This is a genomic window from Stenotrophomonas sp. LMG 10879 (assembly GCF_002750935.1).
GTDB classification, from domain to species: Bacteria; Pseudomonadota; Gammaproteobacteria; order Xanthomonadales; family Xanthomonadaceae; genus Stenotrophomonas; species Stenotrophomonas lactitubi_B.
Genome location: NZ_PEJT01000001.1, coordinates 599396 through 613689, shown reverse-complemented (window position 1 = coordinate 613689; position 14294 = coordinate 599396). Strand labels below are relative to the sequence as shown.

At 66.9% G+C, this 14294-nt stretch carries 16 protein-coding genes; 7 read left to right on the top strand and 9 right to left on the bottom strand.

Translation table 11 applies throughout. The features are described 5' to 3' along the window. The first annotated feature begins 9 nt into the window (after window positions 1–9). Both CR919_RS02625 and CR919_RS02620 read left to right on the top strand, forming a co-directional pair. A complete protein-coding gene (locus tag CR919_RS02625) occupies window positions 10–477 on the top strand; it encodes a flavodoxin (protein WP_243379853.1) in 468 nt (155 codons plus the stop codon). Beyond that, the gene (locus CR919_RS02620; protein WP_099818716.1) at window positions 449–775 is read left to right on the top strand and encodes a thioredoxin family protein; all 327 of its coding nucleotides are present in this window, start codon (window positions 449–451) and stop codon (window positions 773–775) included. Before CR919_RS02625 ends, CR919_RS02620 begins: the two co-directional genes overlap by 29 nt. Before the next feature lie 181 nt (window positions 776–956). On the opposite strand, the gene CR919_RS02615 is transcribed toward CR919_RS02620, so the two are convergent. Further along, on the bottom strand, window positions 957–2288 hold the full coding sequence (locus CR919_RS02615) for an Nramp family divalent metal transporter (RefSeq protein ID WP_099818715.1): 1332 nt from the start codon (window positions 2286–2288) through the stop codon (window positions 957–959). 116 nt (window positions 2289–2404) lie between these two features. Between CR919_RS02615 and mntR the strand changes: the two genes are divergently transcribed. Then, window positions 2405–2869 (top strand): manganese-binding transcriptional regulator MntR, encoded by a 465-nt coding sequence (mntR, locus tag CR919_RS02610; RefSeq protein ID WP_099818714.1) that lies wholly within the window; start codon window positions 2405–2407, stop codon window positions 2867–2869. Window positions 2870–3019: 150 nt separating this feature from the next. Here mntR and CR919_RS02605 read toward each other — a convergent pair whose 3' ends face one another. The 3 genes from CR919_RS02605 to fabR form a co-directional block, all read right to left on the bottom strand. After that, window positions 3020–3556 carry a thioredoxin-like domain-containing protein gene (locus CR919_RS02605; RefSeq protein WP_099818713.1) on the bottom strand — a complete coding sequence of 179 codons (537 nt, stop codon included), beginning with the start codon at window positions 3554–3556 and terminating at the stop codon, window positions 3020–3022. Then, the gene (locus CR919_RS02600) at window positions 3546–5705 is read right to left on the bottom strand and encodes a TonB-dependent receptor (protein ID WP_099818712.1); all 2160 of its coding nucleotides are present in this window, start codon (window positions 5703–5705) and stop codon (window positions 3546–3548) included. The genes CR919_RS02605 and CR919_RS02600 overlap by 11 nt, the downstream gene beginning before the upstream one ends. Window positions 5706–5901: 196 nt before the next feature. After that, window positions 5902–6558: an HTH-type transcriptional repressor FabR gene (fabR, locus tag CR919_RS02595; RefSeq protein WP_025878574.1), complete on the bottom strand. Its 657-nt coding sequence runs from the start codon at window positions 6556–6558 to the stop codon at window positions 5902–5904. A gap of 53 nt (window positions 6559–6611) precedes the next feature. On the opposite strand from fabR, the gene CR919_RS02590 reads away from it, so the two are divergent. Together CR919_RS02590 and CR919_RS02585 are read left to right on the top strand one after the other, a co-directional pair. After that, window positions 6612–7721: a ferredoxin reductase gene (locus CR919_RS02590; RefSeq protein ID WP_099818711.1), complete on the top strand. Its 1110-nt coding sequence runs from the start codon at window positions 6612–6614 to the stop codon at window positions 7719–7721. A gap of 13 nt (window positions 7722–7734) precedes the next feature. After that, window positions 7735–8883, top strand: a complete 1149-nt coding sequence (locus CR919_RS02585; protein WP_099818710.1) for an acyl-CoA desaturase — start codon at window positions 7735–7737, stop codon at window positions 8881–8883. A gap of 4 nt (window positions 8884–8887) precedes the next feature. On the opposite strand, the gene CR919_RS02580 is transcribed toward CR919_RS02585, so the two are convergent. The 5 genes from CR919_RS02580 to CR919_RS02560 form a co-directional block, all read right to left on the bottom strand. Further along, a complete protein-coding gene (locus CR919_RS02580) occupies window positions 8888–9226 on the bottom strand; it encodes a tetratricopeptide repeat protein (RefSeq protein WP_099818709.1) in 339 nt (112 codons plus the stop codon). Then, the gene (locus tag CR919_RS02575) at window positions 9226–9801 is read right to left on the bottom strand and encodes a flavin reductase family protein (RefSeq protein WP_099818708.1); all 576 of its coding nucleotides are present in this window, start codon (window positions 9799–9801) and stop codon (window positions 9226–9228) included. Before CR919_RS02575 ends, CR919_RS02580 begins: the two co-directional genes overlap by 1 nt. After that, complete coding sequence (locus tag CR919_RS02570; protein WP_099818707.1) at window positions 9798–10427, bottom strand: superoxide dismutase; 630 nt, start codon at window positions 10425–10427, stop codon at window positions 9798–9800. The genes CR919_RS02575 and CR919_RS02570 overlap by 4 nt, the downstream gene beginning before the upstream one ends. Window positions 10428–10648: 221 nt before the next feature. Next, on the bottom strand, window positions 10649–12172 hold the full coding sequence (locus tag CR919_RS02565) for a thioredoxin family protein (protein WP_099818706.1): 1524 nt from the start codon (window positions 12170–12172) through the stop codon (window positions 10649–10651). A gap of 100 nt (window positions 12173–12272) precedes the next feature. After that, the gene (locus CR919_RS02560) at window positions 12273–12752 is read right to left on the bottom strand and encodes a GNAT family N-acetyltransferase (protein WP_099818705.1); all 480 of its coding nucleotides are present in this window, start codon (window positions 12750–12752) and stop codon (window positions 12273–12275) included. 54 nt (window positions 12753–12806) lie between these two features. Here CR919_RS02560 and CR919_RS02555 point away from each other — a divergent pair, with 54 nt between their 5' ends. Together CR919_RS02555 and CR919_RS02550 are read left to right on the top strand one after the other, a co-directional pair. Next, window positions 12807–13742 (top strand): TIGR03571 family LLM class oxidoreductase, encoded by a 936-nt coding sequence (locus CR919_RS02555; RefSeq protein WP_099818704.1) that lies wholly within the window; start codon window positions 12807–12809, stop codon window positions 13740–13742. 121 nt (window positions 13743–13863) lie between these two features. Continuing rightward, complete coding sequence (locus CR919_RS02550) at window positions 13864–14193, top strand: DUF3817 domain-containing protein (RefSeq protein WP_230109969.1); 330 nt, start codon at window positions 13864–13866, stop codon at window positions 14191–14193. Window positions 14194–14294 lie beyond the last annotated feature (101 nt).

The window sequence follows — 14294 nt, the reverse complement described above, 5'->3', positions numbered from 1 at the left end:
CGCATCCTGATCGTGGTGGCGTCGCTCAGTGGCAACACCCGTGAGCTCGGCCGCCACATCGCCGAGCGTTGCCGGGCCGCAGGCCACGCCGTGCACTGGCAGGACGCCGACGACCCGCGCCAGTGCCCGCCGCTGCCGGTGGGCGAGGCCGACCTGGTGCTGCTCGGTTGCTGGACCGACAACGCCGGGCGCACGCCGTCGGAGATGAAGGCCTGGGTGGCAGGCATCGCCGAACGCGGCCAGCGGCCGCGCCAGGTGGCGGTGTTCGGTACCGGCGAAACGCAGTGGGGGCAGGAGTACTACTGCGGTGCGGTGCACCGGCTGATCCGCTATTTCCACAGCGGCTACCCGCCGCTGGAGATCGAACAGATGCCCCATGGCCGGCGGCATGCCACGGCCATCAACCGTTGGACCGACGCGGTCCTGGCTCATTACTGGAGTACCACCGATGCAGATCATCGACGCCACCACGCCTGAGCAGTTCCACCAGTTGCTGGCCGACCACCCGCGCGTGCTGGTGGACTTCCACAAGGACCAGTGCCCGGGGTGCCGGATGCTGGACATGTCGCTGCAGCGGGTGGCCAGCGGCACTGCAGGGCAGGGCACGACCCTGCTGCGGGTGCAGCTGGAAGTAGTGGGAGAGGCGTTCTTCCGTGAGCTGGGGCTGCGGCAGACCCCCACGCTGTCGCTGTTCCTGGACGGTGACGAACGCATGCGCATGCCGGGCTTCCAGTCTCCGCAGCAGATCGAAGCGGCGATCGCGGAGTTCCTGTAGCGCCTGACATTGCCGCATCCACGCACGGCGTGGATCTACTGCAGTTCGCCATCGGTAGCGCCGGGCCATGCCCGGCGGCATTTCGCGCGATCCGCATCTACGCGGGCATCCACGCATGGCGTGGATCTACTGGGGTCAGAGCCCTTGCCTGTGGCAAGGGATCCGACCCCGGGCGCGCGGATCAACCGCCAGCGAACGTGTCCACCAGCAGCTTCACGTTCAGCACCACGATCACCAGCGCGATCACCCAGGCGATGCTGCCCAGCCAGCGCGGCGCCACCAGCGCGCCCATCGTCATCTTGTCGGTCACGATCCGTACCAGCGGAATGATCGCGAACGGAAGCTGCATCGACAGCACTACCTGGCTCAGTACCAGCAGCTTCACCGCGCCCTGGTCGCCGAACAGCATGATCACCACCACCACCGGGATGATGGCCAGCGCGCGGGTGATCAAGCGCCGCAGCCACGGCGGCAGGCGCAGGCGCAGGAACCCCTCCATCACGATCTGCCCGGCCAGTGTCGCCGTCACCGTCGAGTTCAGGCCGGACGCGAGCAGCGCCACGGCGAACAATGTCGAGGCCAGGCCCACGCCCAGCATCGGTGCCAGCAACTGGTGCGCCTGCTCGATGTCTTCCACATCGAAGCGGCCATTGGCATGGAACACCGACGCCGCCAGGATCAGGATGCTGGCGTTGATGAACAGTGCCAGGGTCAAGGCAACGGTGCTGTCGGTGACGGCCCAGCGCAGCGCGCTGCGACGGCCTTCATCGGTGCGTGGATAGGCGCGGGTCTGCACGATGGACGAATGCAGGTACAGGTTGTGCGGCATCACCGTGGCCCCGATGATGCCGATGGCGATGTACAGCGCATGCGGATCAGTGACCACCTGCGTGCGCGGAATGAAACCGCCCAGCACCTGCATCACCGGCGGCGCGGCCAGCGCGATCTGCACCATGAAGCAACCGAAGATCACCAGCAGCAGCGCGATCACGAAGGCTTCCAGCGCGCGGAAACCGCGGTTCATCAGCAGCAGCACCAGCAGTGTGTCCAGCGCGGTGATCACCGCGCCCCACAGCAGCGGCAGATCGAACAACAGTTTCAAGGCAATGGCCGTGCCGATCACTTCGGCCAGGTCGCAGGCGATGATCGCCGCTTCGCACAGCGCCCACAGCGCCAGGTTCACCGGCTTGGGGTAGCGCGCACGGCAGGCCTGCGCCAGGTCCATGCCGGTGGCGATGCCCAGCCGTGCCGACAACGCCTGCAGGATCACCGCCATCAGGTTGGAGATCAGGATGACCGACAGCAGCAGATAGCCGAAGCGCGAGCCGCCGGCCAGATCGGTAGCCCAGTTGCCCGGGTCCATGTAACCGACCGACACCATGTAGCCCGGGCCAAGGAAGGCCAGCAGCCGGAACCACCAATGACCTTTGTCGGGTACGGCTATCGACGCGTTGAGCGCACCCAGGCTGGCCGGAGTGGAGGCGGCAGAATCGGTGGGTGCGACAGTGTTCATGGCTGCCAATATAGCCACTGCTATATCGCATAGCAATGTGAAACAATCGTCTTTACTGCGTCACTGGTCCAGAATTCAGGTTCGCACCCGATGACAACTGCAGGACAGGCACACGCGTGGGCAAGACGGACGATTCGACATCGCTGAAAAGCACCCCCTTGATCGAGGCCGAGCGCCAGGTCGAGAGCTTCCGGCAAGTGCGCGAGGCACACCGGATGGAACTGGTGGAGGACTATGTCGAGCTGATCTCCGACCTGTTGGCCGACGGCGGCGAGGCCCGCCAGGTCGACATCGCCACCCGCCTGGGCGTGGCCCAGCCGACGGTGGCGAAGATGCTGCGACGGCTGGCCCGTGACGGCTGGGTGGTGCAGCGCCCATACCGCGGCGTGTTCCTGACCCCCGAGGGCGAGGCGTTGGCCCATGCCAGCCGTCAGCGCCACCAGACCGTGGAACGCTTCCTGCTGGCGCTGGGCGTGGACCCGGATACCGCGCGGCGTGATGCCGAAGGCATCGAGCACCATGTCAGTGAGCAGACCCTGGCCTTGTTCGACGCATTCGTACGCAAGGCCGAGGGCGGCTGAGTCGCGGTTTCTGTACTGCTGTTCGCGCGGCATGGAATGAGTGCATCCACGCATGGCGTGGATCTACTCGCGGAATCTGCTTTCTGTAGAGCCGAGCCATGCTCGGCTGCTGTTCGCGCGGTGATGAAATGAGTCGAGCATGGCTCGACTCTACAATTCAGGCGGGCAACGCGCCTGTTCCTGAGCACACGCCTGCTTCCGCCATTCCTGCAATACCGGTTGCAGCCCGCGGTAATGGTGCCCCTGCCAGCCATTGGCCAGCACCGTGCCCTGCGCATCGATCAGCACCAGGTTGGGCGGGGCCGGGCCGGCCAACGCCTGCAGCGCCGGCATGCGCTTCGCGCGACGCGGGTCCAGCACCGGCCACGGCATCTCCTGCAGCTGCATGTAGCGCCGCAACGCCGCCTCGCTTTCATCCAGGCTGACATACACCACTTCGGTATCGGCGCCGGCCTCGCGCAGCGCGTCGCGCACGCCGCGCAGGGTCGGCACGAAGGCGTGGCAGGGCGCGCACCAGTCGGCACCGAAGTACAGCGCGATCAGCTTCGGGGGTGGCGACCACTGCATCGGCCGCAGGGCACGTGGCTCGGGCCGCATCAGCGACGCTGAGACCTGCGCGTGCAGGTCGGCCGCCGCCGCCGGCCATGCCAGTGCCAGCAGCAGGGCGGGCAGCCCGCTAGAACGCATAACGCAGGTTCACGTACCACGAGCGGGCGAAACGCGGACCGTACACGTAGTCGCTGTCGCGCAGCGCACCGCTTTCCAGATCCTTCTGCCGCTGGTCGAACACGTTCTTGACTCCGGCCGCCACCGACACTTCCTGCTGTGCCTGCGCGCCCAGGTGGCGATGCCAGCGCGCGCCGAGATCGGTGACCAGGAAGGCGCGGGTGCGGTGCAGTTCGCCCAGCCGATTGTTGAGTACCGGCATCGATCCGGTGTGGCGCAGCGCCAGGAACGTCTCCCAGGGTTCGGCCGGCATCCAGCTGAGCTGGGCCACGCCGGTCCAGCGCGGCGTCTTCAGGTAGTCGCGGCTGTCGATCACCGTATCGCCGCCGTCGGCGGTGTCATCGAAGATGCGTTGCGGCGCGCGGAACTGCGAGCGGTACCACGACGCACCGGCGGTCAGCCGCCATTGCGCAGAGGGCTGCCAGCCGACGTTGGTTTCCATGCCCAGCACGTTCGAGCCGGACGCGTTGTAGCGCAGCTGTGTCAGCTGGCCATCATCGCCACGCTGGATCTCGCCAAGCGCAAAGGTATCGCGGATGCGTGCGTAGGACGCGGTGGCATCCCAGCTCCATACAGGATCGGCCGGGTCCGAGCGCCAGTCGAACCCGAACAGCGTGGTCAGTGCGCGCTCCTCCTTCAAGCCACTGGTGTTGCGCACGCGCACCTGCTCGCCACCGAGGGTATCGACGTGGACATCCTCGACGAAGATTTCCGGCGCACGGAAGCCGGTGGCGATGCCCGCACGCCATTTCAGCCGGGGAGTCGCCTGCCAGGCGAGGGCGATACGCGGTGAGAACACGGCGCTGTCCAGTTCCGAACTTTTGTCCACGCGCGCACCCAGCACCAGGTCGACGTCATCGCGTACGCTCCATTCGTCCTGCACGAACGCGCCGAGGTTGTGGAAGGTTGCATCCTCGAGCACGGCCAGGCGCTGGCCGGCGCCATCGCGGTTGTCGTCACGCAGGCCCTCATGCTTGTACTGCACGCCGAACGCAAGCGTGTGTGCACCCAGCCGCCAGTTCAACTGGCTGTCGATGTAGTGCAGCGGGTTGTGGGTGCGCCCGTACTGGCGCCACGAGCGTGATGCGGCACTGCCGGGCACGCTCGGGTCCAGCTGCGAAGGGTCGTAGCCGGGCGCCGATGGATCGGTGACCACATCGCCAAGACCGCCATAGAAGCTGTCGCGGTCGATGTCGGCGAAGGCGTAGGCCAGACGGAAGTCGACGTCGCTGTTCACTTCCTGGTCCCAGGACAGGCTGCCGCGACGGTAGTTCGTATCCAGCGATTCGGCGATGTTGGCCAGGTGTTCGGGCTGGTCGAGACGATTGCCACCGCGACGGCTCTCATCGGTCACCTGCAGGTCCAGCCGCAGGCGCGTGCCCGGATTCGGTGCATACCAGGCCTGCAGGCCACCGACCTTGAGGTTCTTGCGGGTGATCTCGGTATAGCCGTCGCCGTTGTAGTCGATGCCGCTGTTCCAGTTGCGCTGGGCGATCACCGACAGTCCCGCATCGGCTTCGCTGGCGACCAGATCCAGACGGACGTCGGCGTTTTTCTGCGGCGTGCCCTTCAGCACATCCACGCCGGCCTGTACATGGCCACCGCTGCGTGCAGGCAGTGGCGGAATCAGATTGATGACACCGGCCACCGCGCCCGGCCCATACAACGACGAACCACCGCCCTTGACCACTTCGATGCGGTCGACGAAGCCGGCGGGAATCTGTTCCAGCCCGTACACGCTGCCCAGCGTGGACAGCAGTGGAATGCCATCGAACAGTAGCTGGTTGTAGGCACCGGGAAGACCCAGCAGCTGCACCTCGCTGGTGTTGCAGTTCTGGCAGTTGCTTTCCACCCGCAGGCCGTTGATCAGCTCGACCGCGCGGGAGAAATCGGTGGCCGCGCGCAGGGCAATGTCTTCCTTGCGCAGTACTTCGGTGCGGATCGGCACGTCCGACAGCAGGCGTTCGCTGCGGGTGGCCGTGCTGACTTTCACCTGCACCCGGTCCAACTCGGTGGGTGAGGGCGGTGCAGCGACTGCGGCCAATGGCAGCGCGGCGGCGATACCGGCAGCCAGCGGCAGCCGACGAAGAAGGGAGGCAGCAATGCGCATGAGGGCGTCGTCCTTGGGGAGGGAGGGCGGCGAGGGCGACCTGGCTGGCGCACAGGAAAGCAGAAGCTCATCAACATAGCAATTGCTATATTGCCGTGTCAGCTTCCGGCGGGACCGGGGTCTTTACTCGAATCCGAGTGTTATAACATTACACATTGCGCACGGAAGCGTGCCGGTGGTCATGCACCGGAAGGGGTCAGCCGCGGCGGAAGGCGGCGGGAGTGCGCGCGCCGACGATGATCATGCGGATCATCGTGGAGATCTGTTCGACCAGTTCCGGGTCGTTCTCCGGGGGCTGATCCATGGCCGAAGCGCCCATTGCAAACACCAGCCGGGTGATCGCCATCGACACCAGCTCCGGCTTGTACAGCACCGCGCCATCCAGTGCGGCCAGGCGCACCAGGTCGTGCTGCAGCTCTTCTTCGAAGTAGTGCAGTTCGCGTTCGACCGCGTGCTTGAAATCATCCGAGCCGACCGCTCCTTCGCGCAACAGCACGTGCAGCAGCTTGTCGTCGGCGCGCAGCTGTTCCATGAAGGTTTCCACCGACACGCGCACCACGCTGGTGGCGCTGGACGTAGCGCGCTGGCGGGCTTCGCCGATGATGGTGCGCAGTGAGCGCCCGGCGACGTCGATCAGGGCGACGGCCAGTTCGTCCATGTCGCGGAACTGGCGATAGAAGCTGTTGGGTGCGATGCCGGCCTCGCGCGCGACTTCGCGCAGGCTGAGGGTGGAGAGGCTGCGATGCGGGCCGATCAGTTTCAACGCGGCGGCCAACAGATCCTCGCGGCTCACCGTACGGCGGGCCGGGCTGCTGGCATCTTCAGGCGGAGATAGAACGGTGGCGGCGGCCATGGCACTTCCGGAGGGGCAAGGCTGAATCATACCCAATCCGGTGCAATATACACATGTATACACAGCTGTGTGTGCGGCCGTATAGTGCGCCCATGAGCGCTGTCGTCCGACCTTCCCTGCTTTCTCCGTACCGCTGGCTGTCGCCGTCGCTGTTCGACTTCTGGGCGGGCCAGCTGAATCCGTTGTGGACCCTGCGAGAGCCGATGGCCCGCCTGGTACGGCGCGAGCCGGCCGGCGAGGGCGCCGCGACCCTGGTCCTGCGCTGCAACCGGCACTGGACCGGGATGCGCGCCGGCCAGCACGTCACCCTCGGCGTTGAGCTTGAGGGGCGTGTATTGCGCCGCAGCTACAGCCCGACCCGCCTGGGCCGCCGCGAGCTGGCCATTACCGTCAAGGCGGTGGAGGGCGGCAAGGTCAGCCAGCATCTGGTCGCACATGCCAAGCCGGGCGACCTGTTCCGGCTGGACGCGGCCTTCGGTGATTTCCACATGCCTGCTGCCGCGCCGGTATTGCTGCTGGCAGCCGGTAGCGGCATCACGCCCATGCGCAGCCTGCTGCGCGACGCCTGCCAGCGCCCGCTGGCGGCACCGGTCGACCTGTTCTACTGGGAGCGCAACGCTGCGGCGTTCCAGTTCCGCGATGAACTGCTGGCCCTGGCTGCGGCGCATCCGAATCTGCGCGTGCACCTGCTGACCACCCGCGAAGGCGACGTGCCGGCTGCGCGTATCGACAGCCACACGCTGGCCGTACCCGGTGACGACACCCCGCTGGCGCAGCGCCATGTACTGGCCTGTGGCCCGGACGGTTTCGTTGCCGCCGCGCGCACGCGGCTGGCCCAGCACGTGGCCGGCTTCCAGGCGGAAGCCTTTACCCCACCGGCAGCACTCAGTGATGCCGACAGCCTGGGCGAGGTCGCATTGACCCTGGCCCGCAGCGGCCGGCGGCTGATCGTGCCGCGTGGCCGCTCGCTGCTGGAAAGCCTGGAGGCGCAGGGCATCGCGCCCAAGCACGGCTGCCGTATGGGCATCTGCAACAGCTGCACCTGTGAACGCGTCAGTGGCACCACCCGCCACCTGCGCACCGGCGACACCCAGTTCGAAACGGCCGTGCCGGTGCGGATCTGCGTGAGCGCGCCGACCACCGACCTGACCCTGGATCTCTGAGGACCCCGCTGCCATGACCCGCGCTACCGACCGTGCCCTGAGCCCTGCCGAGATGCAGACGTTTGGTGAGGAACTCGATGCGATCCGCGACCGTGTGATCGGCAGCCTCGGCGCGTCCGACACCCGCTACATCCGGCGCGTCGCAGCGGCTGTGCGCTGGTCGGGCGTGCTTGGCCGCAGCCTGCTGTTCCTGGGCGCGTTCTCGCCGTTGTTCTGGGCGCCGCTGCTGTGGCCGGCCTGCATCGCCGGCACCCTGCTGCTGGCGCTGGCCAAGATCCTGGAAAACATGGAGCTGGGCCACAACGTCATGCACGGCCAGTACGACTGGACCGGCGACCCCAAGCTCAACGGCAACACCTACGAATGGGACATCGTTGCCACTGCCGACAACTGGCGCAAGACCCATAATTTCCGCCACCACACCTACACCAACGTGCGTGGCATGGACGATGACATCGGTTATGGCCTGCTGCGCATCTTCCCGGAACAGCGCTGGAAGCCGTTCTACCTGCTGCAGCCGATCATCGCACCGATCTTCGCGCTGCTGTTCCAGTGGGGCGTGGCTGCGCAGGATCTGCGCCTGGGCCGCTGGTTCAAGGGCCGCATCAGCAGCCGCGCGATGTGGCTGCAGACCCGTCCGGTGGCACGCAAGATGATCCGCCAGGTGCTGAAGGACTACGTGTTCTTCCCGCTGCTGGCCGGTACGTTCTTCCTGCCGGTGTTGCTGGGCAACATGGTGGCCAACGGCCTGCGCAACATCTGGACCTACGTGATCATCTTCTGTGGGCACTTCACTGCCGAATCGGAAACGTTCCCGAAGGAATGCCTGCGCAATGAATCGCGCGGCCACTGGTACCTGCGCCAGCTGCGCGGTTCGTCCAACATCAGCGGTGGTTTCGTGATCAACGTGCTGTCGGGCAACCTCAGCCACCAGATCGAGCACCACTTCTATCCGGATCTGCCGGCCAACCGCTATGCGGCGATCGCCAAGGAAGTGAAGGATATCTGCCGCCGTTACGGCCAGCACTACAACAACGGCTCGCTGCCGCGGCAGTTCACCCAGGTGGTCTGGCGCATCCTGCGCCACGCGTTCCCGAGCAAGCCGCGCCGCCTGCCGATGCCGGACATCATGCCGGCACCGGCATCGGCCAACGCCGGCTGATTGTTCAGCCGGCCTTCGCCAACAGCGCAGGCGACTCGCGGTCCAGCCTGCGCAGGAACACCTCCATTTCCTTGCGGGCCTGCTGGTCGCCCTTGCTGCCGGCCACGCTGAGCCCGCGCTGCCACGCCTCGCGCGCCGCCTGTGGTTGGCCACCGGCCAGCCATGCCTTGCCCAGCAGTTTCCACGCTGCCGAATAATCCGGGTCGAGCACCACGCAGCGCCCCAGATGGGTGGCTGCGCGCACCGGATCGCCGGCGTCCAGCCAGCTTTTGCCCAAGCCGAAGCGCAGCAGCGCGCTGTCCTTGCCAGCGGCGAGCATGTTTTCCAGCGTGTCGATGTCCATCACCGCACCTCCACCAGGGTTTCCACCGGACCGGCCTGGAAGCGGCCGCGATGAAACAGCAGCGGTGCGCCGCCTTCTTCCTGCACATCGACGATGCGCCCGGCCAGCAACAGGTGATCACCGACCGGCCACTGCGCGTGGCGGGTGCAGGTGAGGTGGACGACGGCACCGGCGATCCGCGGTGGCGCGTCCTCGCCGTCGTCCAGCAAGGGCACATCGGTGAATCGATGGCGCACCTGCGGGTCGGCAAAACGGCGCGCCAGCGCTTCCTGTCCGGCGCCAAGCACGCTGATCGCGAACTGGGTGGCGCGCTGGAACGTGGACAGGCTCTGCGCATGCAGGGCCAGGTTCCACAGCACCAGTGGCGGCTGCAGCGAGATCGGCACGAACGAATTGATGGTCAGGCCCTGCGGCTTTCCCTGTGCATCACGCGCGCACACGATCGCCACACCGGTAGGGAAATGGCCGAGCAACCGGCGCAGCGCACGCGGCGGCAGGCTGACCGACGGCACCGGTGCCGGAGCGGGGAAGACCCCTGCCCACGGCCCGGCGTATGCGCCAGAGTCCGCGTTCATGCGGCCCTGGCCTGGCGGTAGCGCCGGCCGACTTCGGCCCAGTTGATGAGGTTGAAGAACGCGCCGATGTAGTCCGGGCGGCGGTTCTGGTAGTGCAGGTAGTAGGCGTGCTCCCACACATCCAGCGCAAGGATCGGGGTATTGCCGGAGGCACCCGCCGCGGCGCCCATCAGGGGGCTGTCCTGGTTGGCGCTGCTTTCGACCTGCAGGCGGCCGTCGCGATCGACGGTCAACCACGCCCAGCCACTGCCGAAGCGGGTCTGCGCGGCCCTGCTGAAGGTTTCCTTGAAGGCATCGTAGCCGCCGAGGTCGCGATCAATGGCCGCGGCAAGTTCGTCATCGGCCGTGCCGCCGTTTGCACTGAGGACGGTCCAGAACAGACTGTGGTTGGCGTGGCCGCCGCCGTTGTTGCGCACTGCGCCGCGGATCGATTCGGGCAGGGCATCCAGATCGGCGATCAGGGTTTCCACCGGCTGCGCGGGCAGACCCGCCTGTTCCAGCGCGGCATTGAGGTTGTTGACGTAAGCCTGGTGGTGCTTGCCGTGGTGGATTTCCATCGTGCGCGCATCGAAGTGCGGTTCGAGGGCGTCGTAGGCATAGGGGAGGGCGGGAAGCGAGTACGACATCGAGACAGTCTCCGTGGGGAAGGCCAGGGGTGTGGCCGTGGGGAGACTGTTATCGCACCTCAACATTGGTTGAGGTCAAGCGGGAACCGCTTTTCGAACCCTCACCGGCGTGGTGATGCGCCGTCCGCGCCCGCAGGAAATTGTCCAGCCCCTCCCGCCGCCGCAATCGATATCAACAAAAGCGCCGGAGCGGCGAACCATCTGCCAGCGCTTTCAATATCTCAGCTCAACCAATCCTTGCAGGCGCTATCAACCTGATCACCACAGGCGGTCTGCATCCGCTGCTGCAACCGTGCCAGCGTCTCCGCACCCTTGTGCTTCGCGCTCCACGCCTGCAATTGTGCGGCCAGCCGTTCGAAGCGCTGACGCGTGCGCTGGTGGTAGCCGGACGGCTGCTTGTCCAGCTCGGCGATCAACGCCTCGGTGGCCTTCTCGATGCGCGGTGCATCATCGGGCGCCAGCCGCAGCAGGCCTTCCACGTACAGCACACCCCATTGCACGCGCGTGGCAGGCCCCTGCGCGCCTTCGTAGGCACGCTTCAACCACTCCAGTGCGCCGGCGGTATCACCGCGCTGCTCGGCCAGTTCGGCCAGCTCCGGCATGTAGTAGTAAGGCTGCTCGCTACGCTTCAGCTCGGCCAGCAGCAAGGCCTCGGCGCCCGCATCGTCATCGACCTGTCGCAGCGCGTAGACGGCACTGCTGATGGTGGCCTGGCGCGAATGCGCGTCGGTGGCGGCGGCATCGGCGGCGGCCACGCGCTGCTTTACCCGCTCAACCAGGGCTGCCGGCAGCGCGCCTTCGGGCTGCTGCTGGCGGGCCAGCGCCAGCTCGGTCAGCGCGCGTGACAAGGCATCGTCAGCGCGATCGCCGCGCGCGGCATCGGCGCGTTCCAGCGCGACCAGCAGCTGCTGACCGAGGGCATTGCTGCTGGCCGGACCGGCGCTGGCCTGCTTGACCAGCCCGGCGCCGGCATACCCCAGCAGCTCGCGGTTGCGACGTACTTCCGCCGGTTGCGCCAGCACGGCCTGCAACAGCTCGCGTACCTGGGTGGGCGCTGTCGTCGGTTTCTCGGCTGTAGCCAAGGCGAGCAGCGCGAAGCGACGCTGCAGCGCAGGTTCGGGTGCGGCCTTGGCCAGCTGCTGCAGCACGTCCTGCGTGCTACGCTTGCCGGCCAGGCGGTTGGCATCCACTTCCCAACCGTAGTCGCCCAGCACTTGCCAGTCTTCGGTGCCAAGCTTGGCCGGCGTGGCCAGCGCAATCGCGAGCGTTTCCGCAACGGCGCTGCGGCGGCTGGCGGCGACGGTCAGTGCCCGGGTCAGTTCGGCCGCGTCGTTGCCGCCGGCGACGCGGGTGATTTCGTTGCGCTGCGGGTCGAGCACGATCAGGGTCGGATAGCCGCGCACGCCGAAGCGTTCGCCCCACGCCTGCGCGCCTTCCTCGTCGCCGTCCAGGTACACCGGCACGAATTTGCCGGTCAATGCGATGAAGGCCGGATCCTTGAACAGCCCGGCCTTGAGCTGGTTGCACGGCGGGCACCACACCGCGCCCCAGTACAGCAGCACCGGCTTGCCACTCTCGGCGGCTTCGTTGAAGGCATCATCCACATCGCCCTGGCGCCAGGCGATAGCAGAGGCCGGGGCAGTGGCTGCCGCCTGCGCCGTCGGTACCGGAGCGGAAGCGGGAGAGCAGGCGCTCAGGGCCGAGGCCAGCAGCAACATGGAAAGCGCGACACGCATCGGCGGCATCTCGAAGGACAGGGTGATGGGGCCATTGTAGGAACGGTCTGGGTGCTGGCTGATGCAGTTTGCTTATGTCGCACGCGCAGCACGGCATGTGGGCTGCACTTCAGTGCGGACCAGGGGCCGCATCCACCGGAGCAGGCACCGTCAACACCAGCGGCTGGTAGATCAGGCCGTTGAACTGGCCAACTTCGCCATCCAGCACGAATCCATAGTGTTCGTAGGCGGGCACCGCGTTGAGCGAGGCGCGCACGGTCATCTGCGGGCCACGCACCTGCGGCAGCACCGCCTGCAGCAGGGCACGACCAATGCCTTGCCCCTGCAGTTCCGGCGCAACGAACAGCATTGCCAGATGCTGGCCGGCCTTCAGTTCCACCACGCCGACCACCTGGCCTGCCTGTTCGGCCACAAGGATGTGGTTGTCGCCCTGCAGACGTTCGGCGAACGCGGAGGCGGCAGCCACCGTGCCGAACGTGGCGATGCCCTCGGCGGTGAGCATGGGCGCAACGGCGGCAGTGAAGGCGGCCATGCACACCGCGCTGATCGCGGGCAGGTCATCGACGTGGGCGGGGCGGATCCTGGTCATGCGCGGTACTTCCTGTGGCGGGACGGCATCAATGCCCCACGCTAAGCTGGCGGCATGACTGATTTCAATCCCGCCCATGCCCGCCTGTTTCCAGCGCAGGGCCTCAGCCTTGGCCTGATGACGCCGGTGGCCGCACACGGCCTGGCCGATCCACATGAGGCACGACGCATCGCGCGGCTGGCCGACGATCTGGGTTTCGCCGCGCTGTGGACCCGGGATGTGCCGTTGATGGTGCCGCAGGGGCCGGATGCGACTGCCAGTGCGCTGGATGATCCGTTCCTGTGGCTGGGCATGCTGGCCGCGGCGACCGAACGCATCGTGATCGGCACTGCGGCCATCGTGCTGCCGTTGCGGCAACCGTTGCAGGTGGCGAAGTCGGCGTTGAGCCTGGACCGGATCAGTGGTGGGCGCTTCGTGCTGGGCCTGGGCTCGGGTGATCGACCGGAGGAGTTCGCGGCATTCGGCGAGGATCTGCAAAGCAGGGCAGCGACCTTCCGCGAGCGCTGGTCGCTGCTGCATGCGGCGCTGTCGCCCGAACCATCCGAGCGTGCGCCGGTGATGCAGGCAACCGGCGGATACCACGTACTTCCCGCGCCGGCCAGGCGCATTCCGATGCTGGTGGTCGGTACTGCACGGCAGAGCCTGCAGTGGATCGCACGCGAAGCCGAAGGCTGGGCGACCTATCACCGCGAAGAGACCGCGCAGGAAGGGCGCATTGGTCTGTGGCAGCAGGCCCAGGCCCAGCGCGGTGGCGCGCCCAAGCCGTTCGTGCAGTCGATGCTGCTGGACCTGCAGGCCGACCCTGCTGCGCCGGCAGAGCCGCTGCCGCTGGGCCTGAAGGTGGGCCGCGATGGCCTGCGCGACTACCTGCTGCGGGTGCACGCGCAGGGCGTGGCGCATGTGATGTTCAACCTGGTCGACAACGGCCGGCCGATGGACGAGGTGCTGCGTGAGATCGGGGAGCAGATCCTGCCGGATACGCCTCGGTAGGTGTCCCCCTTGGTGGACACAGCTGTCCCGTTCGCCGGGCATGGCCCGGCGCTACCCTCGGTGTCCGGAATGTTCGCATATGCGTATCATTCGCATTTGATATCCACTGTTGGAGCCTCGCGTGACCCACCGCAACCCGCTGCACCCGACCGGACGCCTGTTCGCGATCGTGGCCTTCATCGAGGCCATCACCTGGGCCGGTCTGCTGGCCGGCATGTGGCTCAAGTACGGCCCGCAGGCCAACGTCGCGCTGGTGAAGCTGTTCGGGCCGCTGCATGGCGTGGCGTTCATGGTCTATGTGGCGGTGACCCTGTTTGCGGCGCTGCGCCTGCGCTGGCCATGGTGGGCAACGGGGCTGGCCTTGCTGGCCGCGATTCCGCCGCTGGTGACCTTGCCGCTGGAGTGGTGGTTCAAGCGTCGCGGCCTGTTGTCGGTACGCGCCGGGCAGTGATGCACCTGCGGGTGCGTGCCCGTTAAGCGAATGGGTATCAAATGCAAATGCGAGCCGTTATCATTTAAGGATGACGTCGCCGCCTGACAGGGCGACGTCGC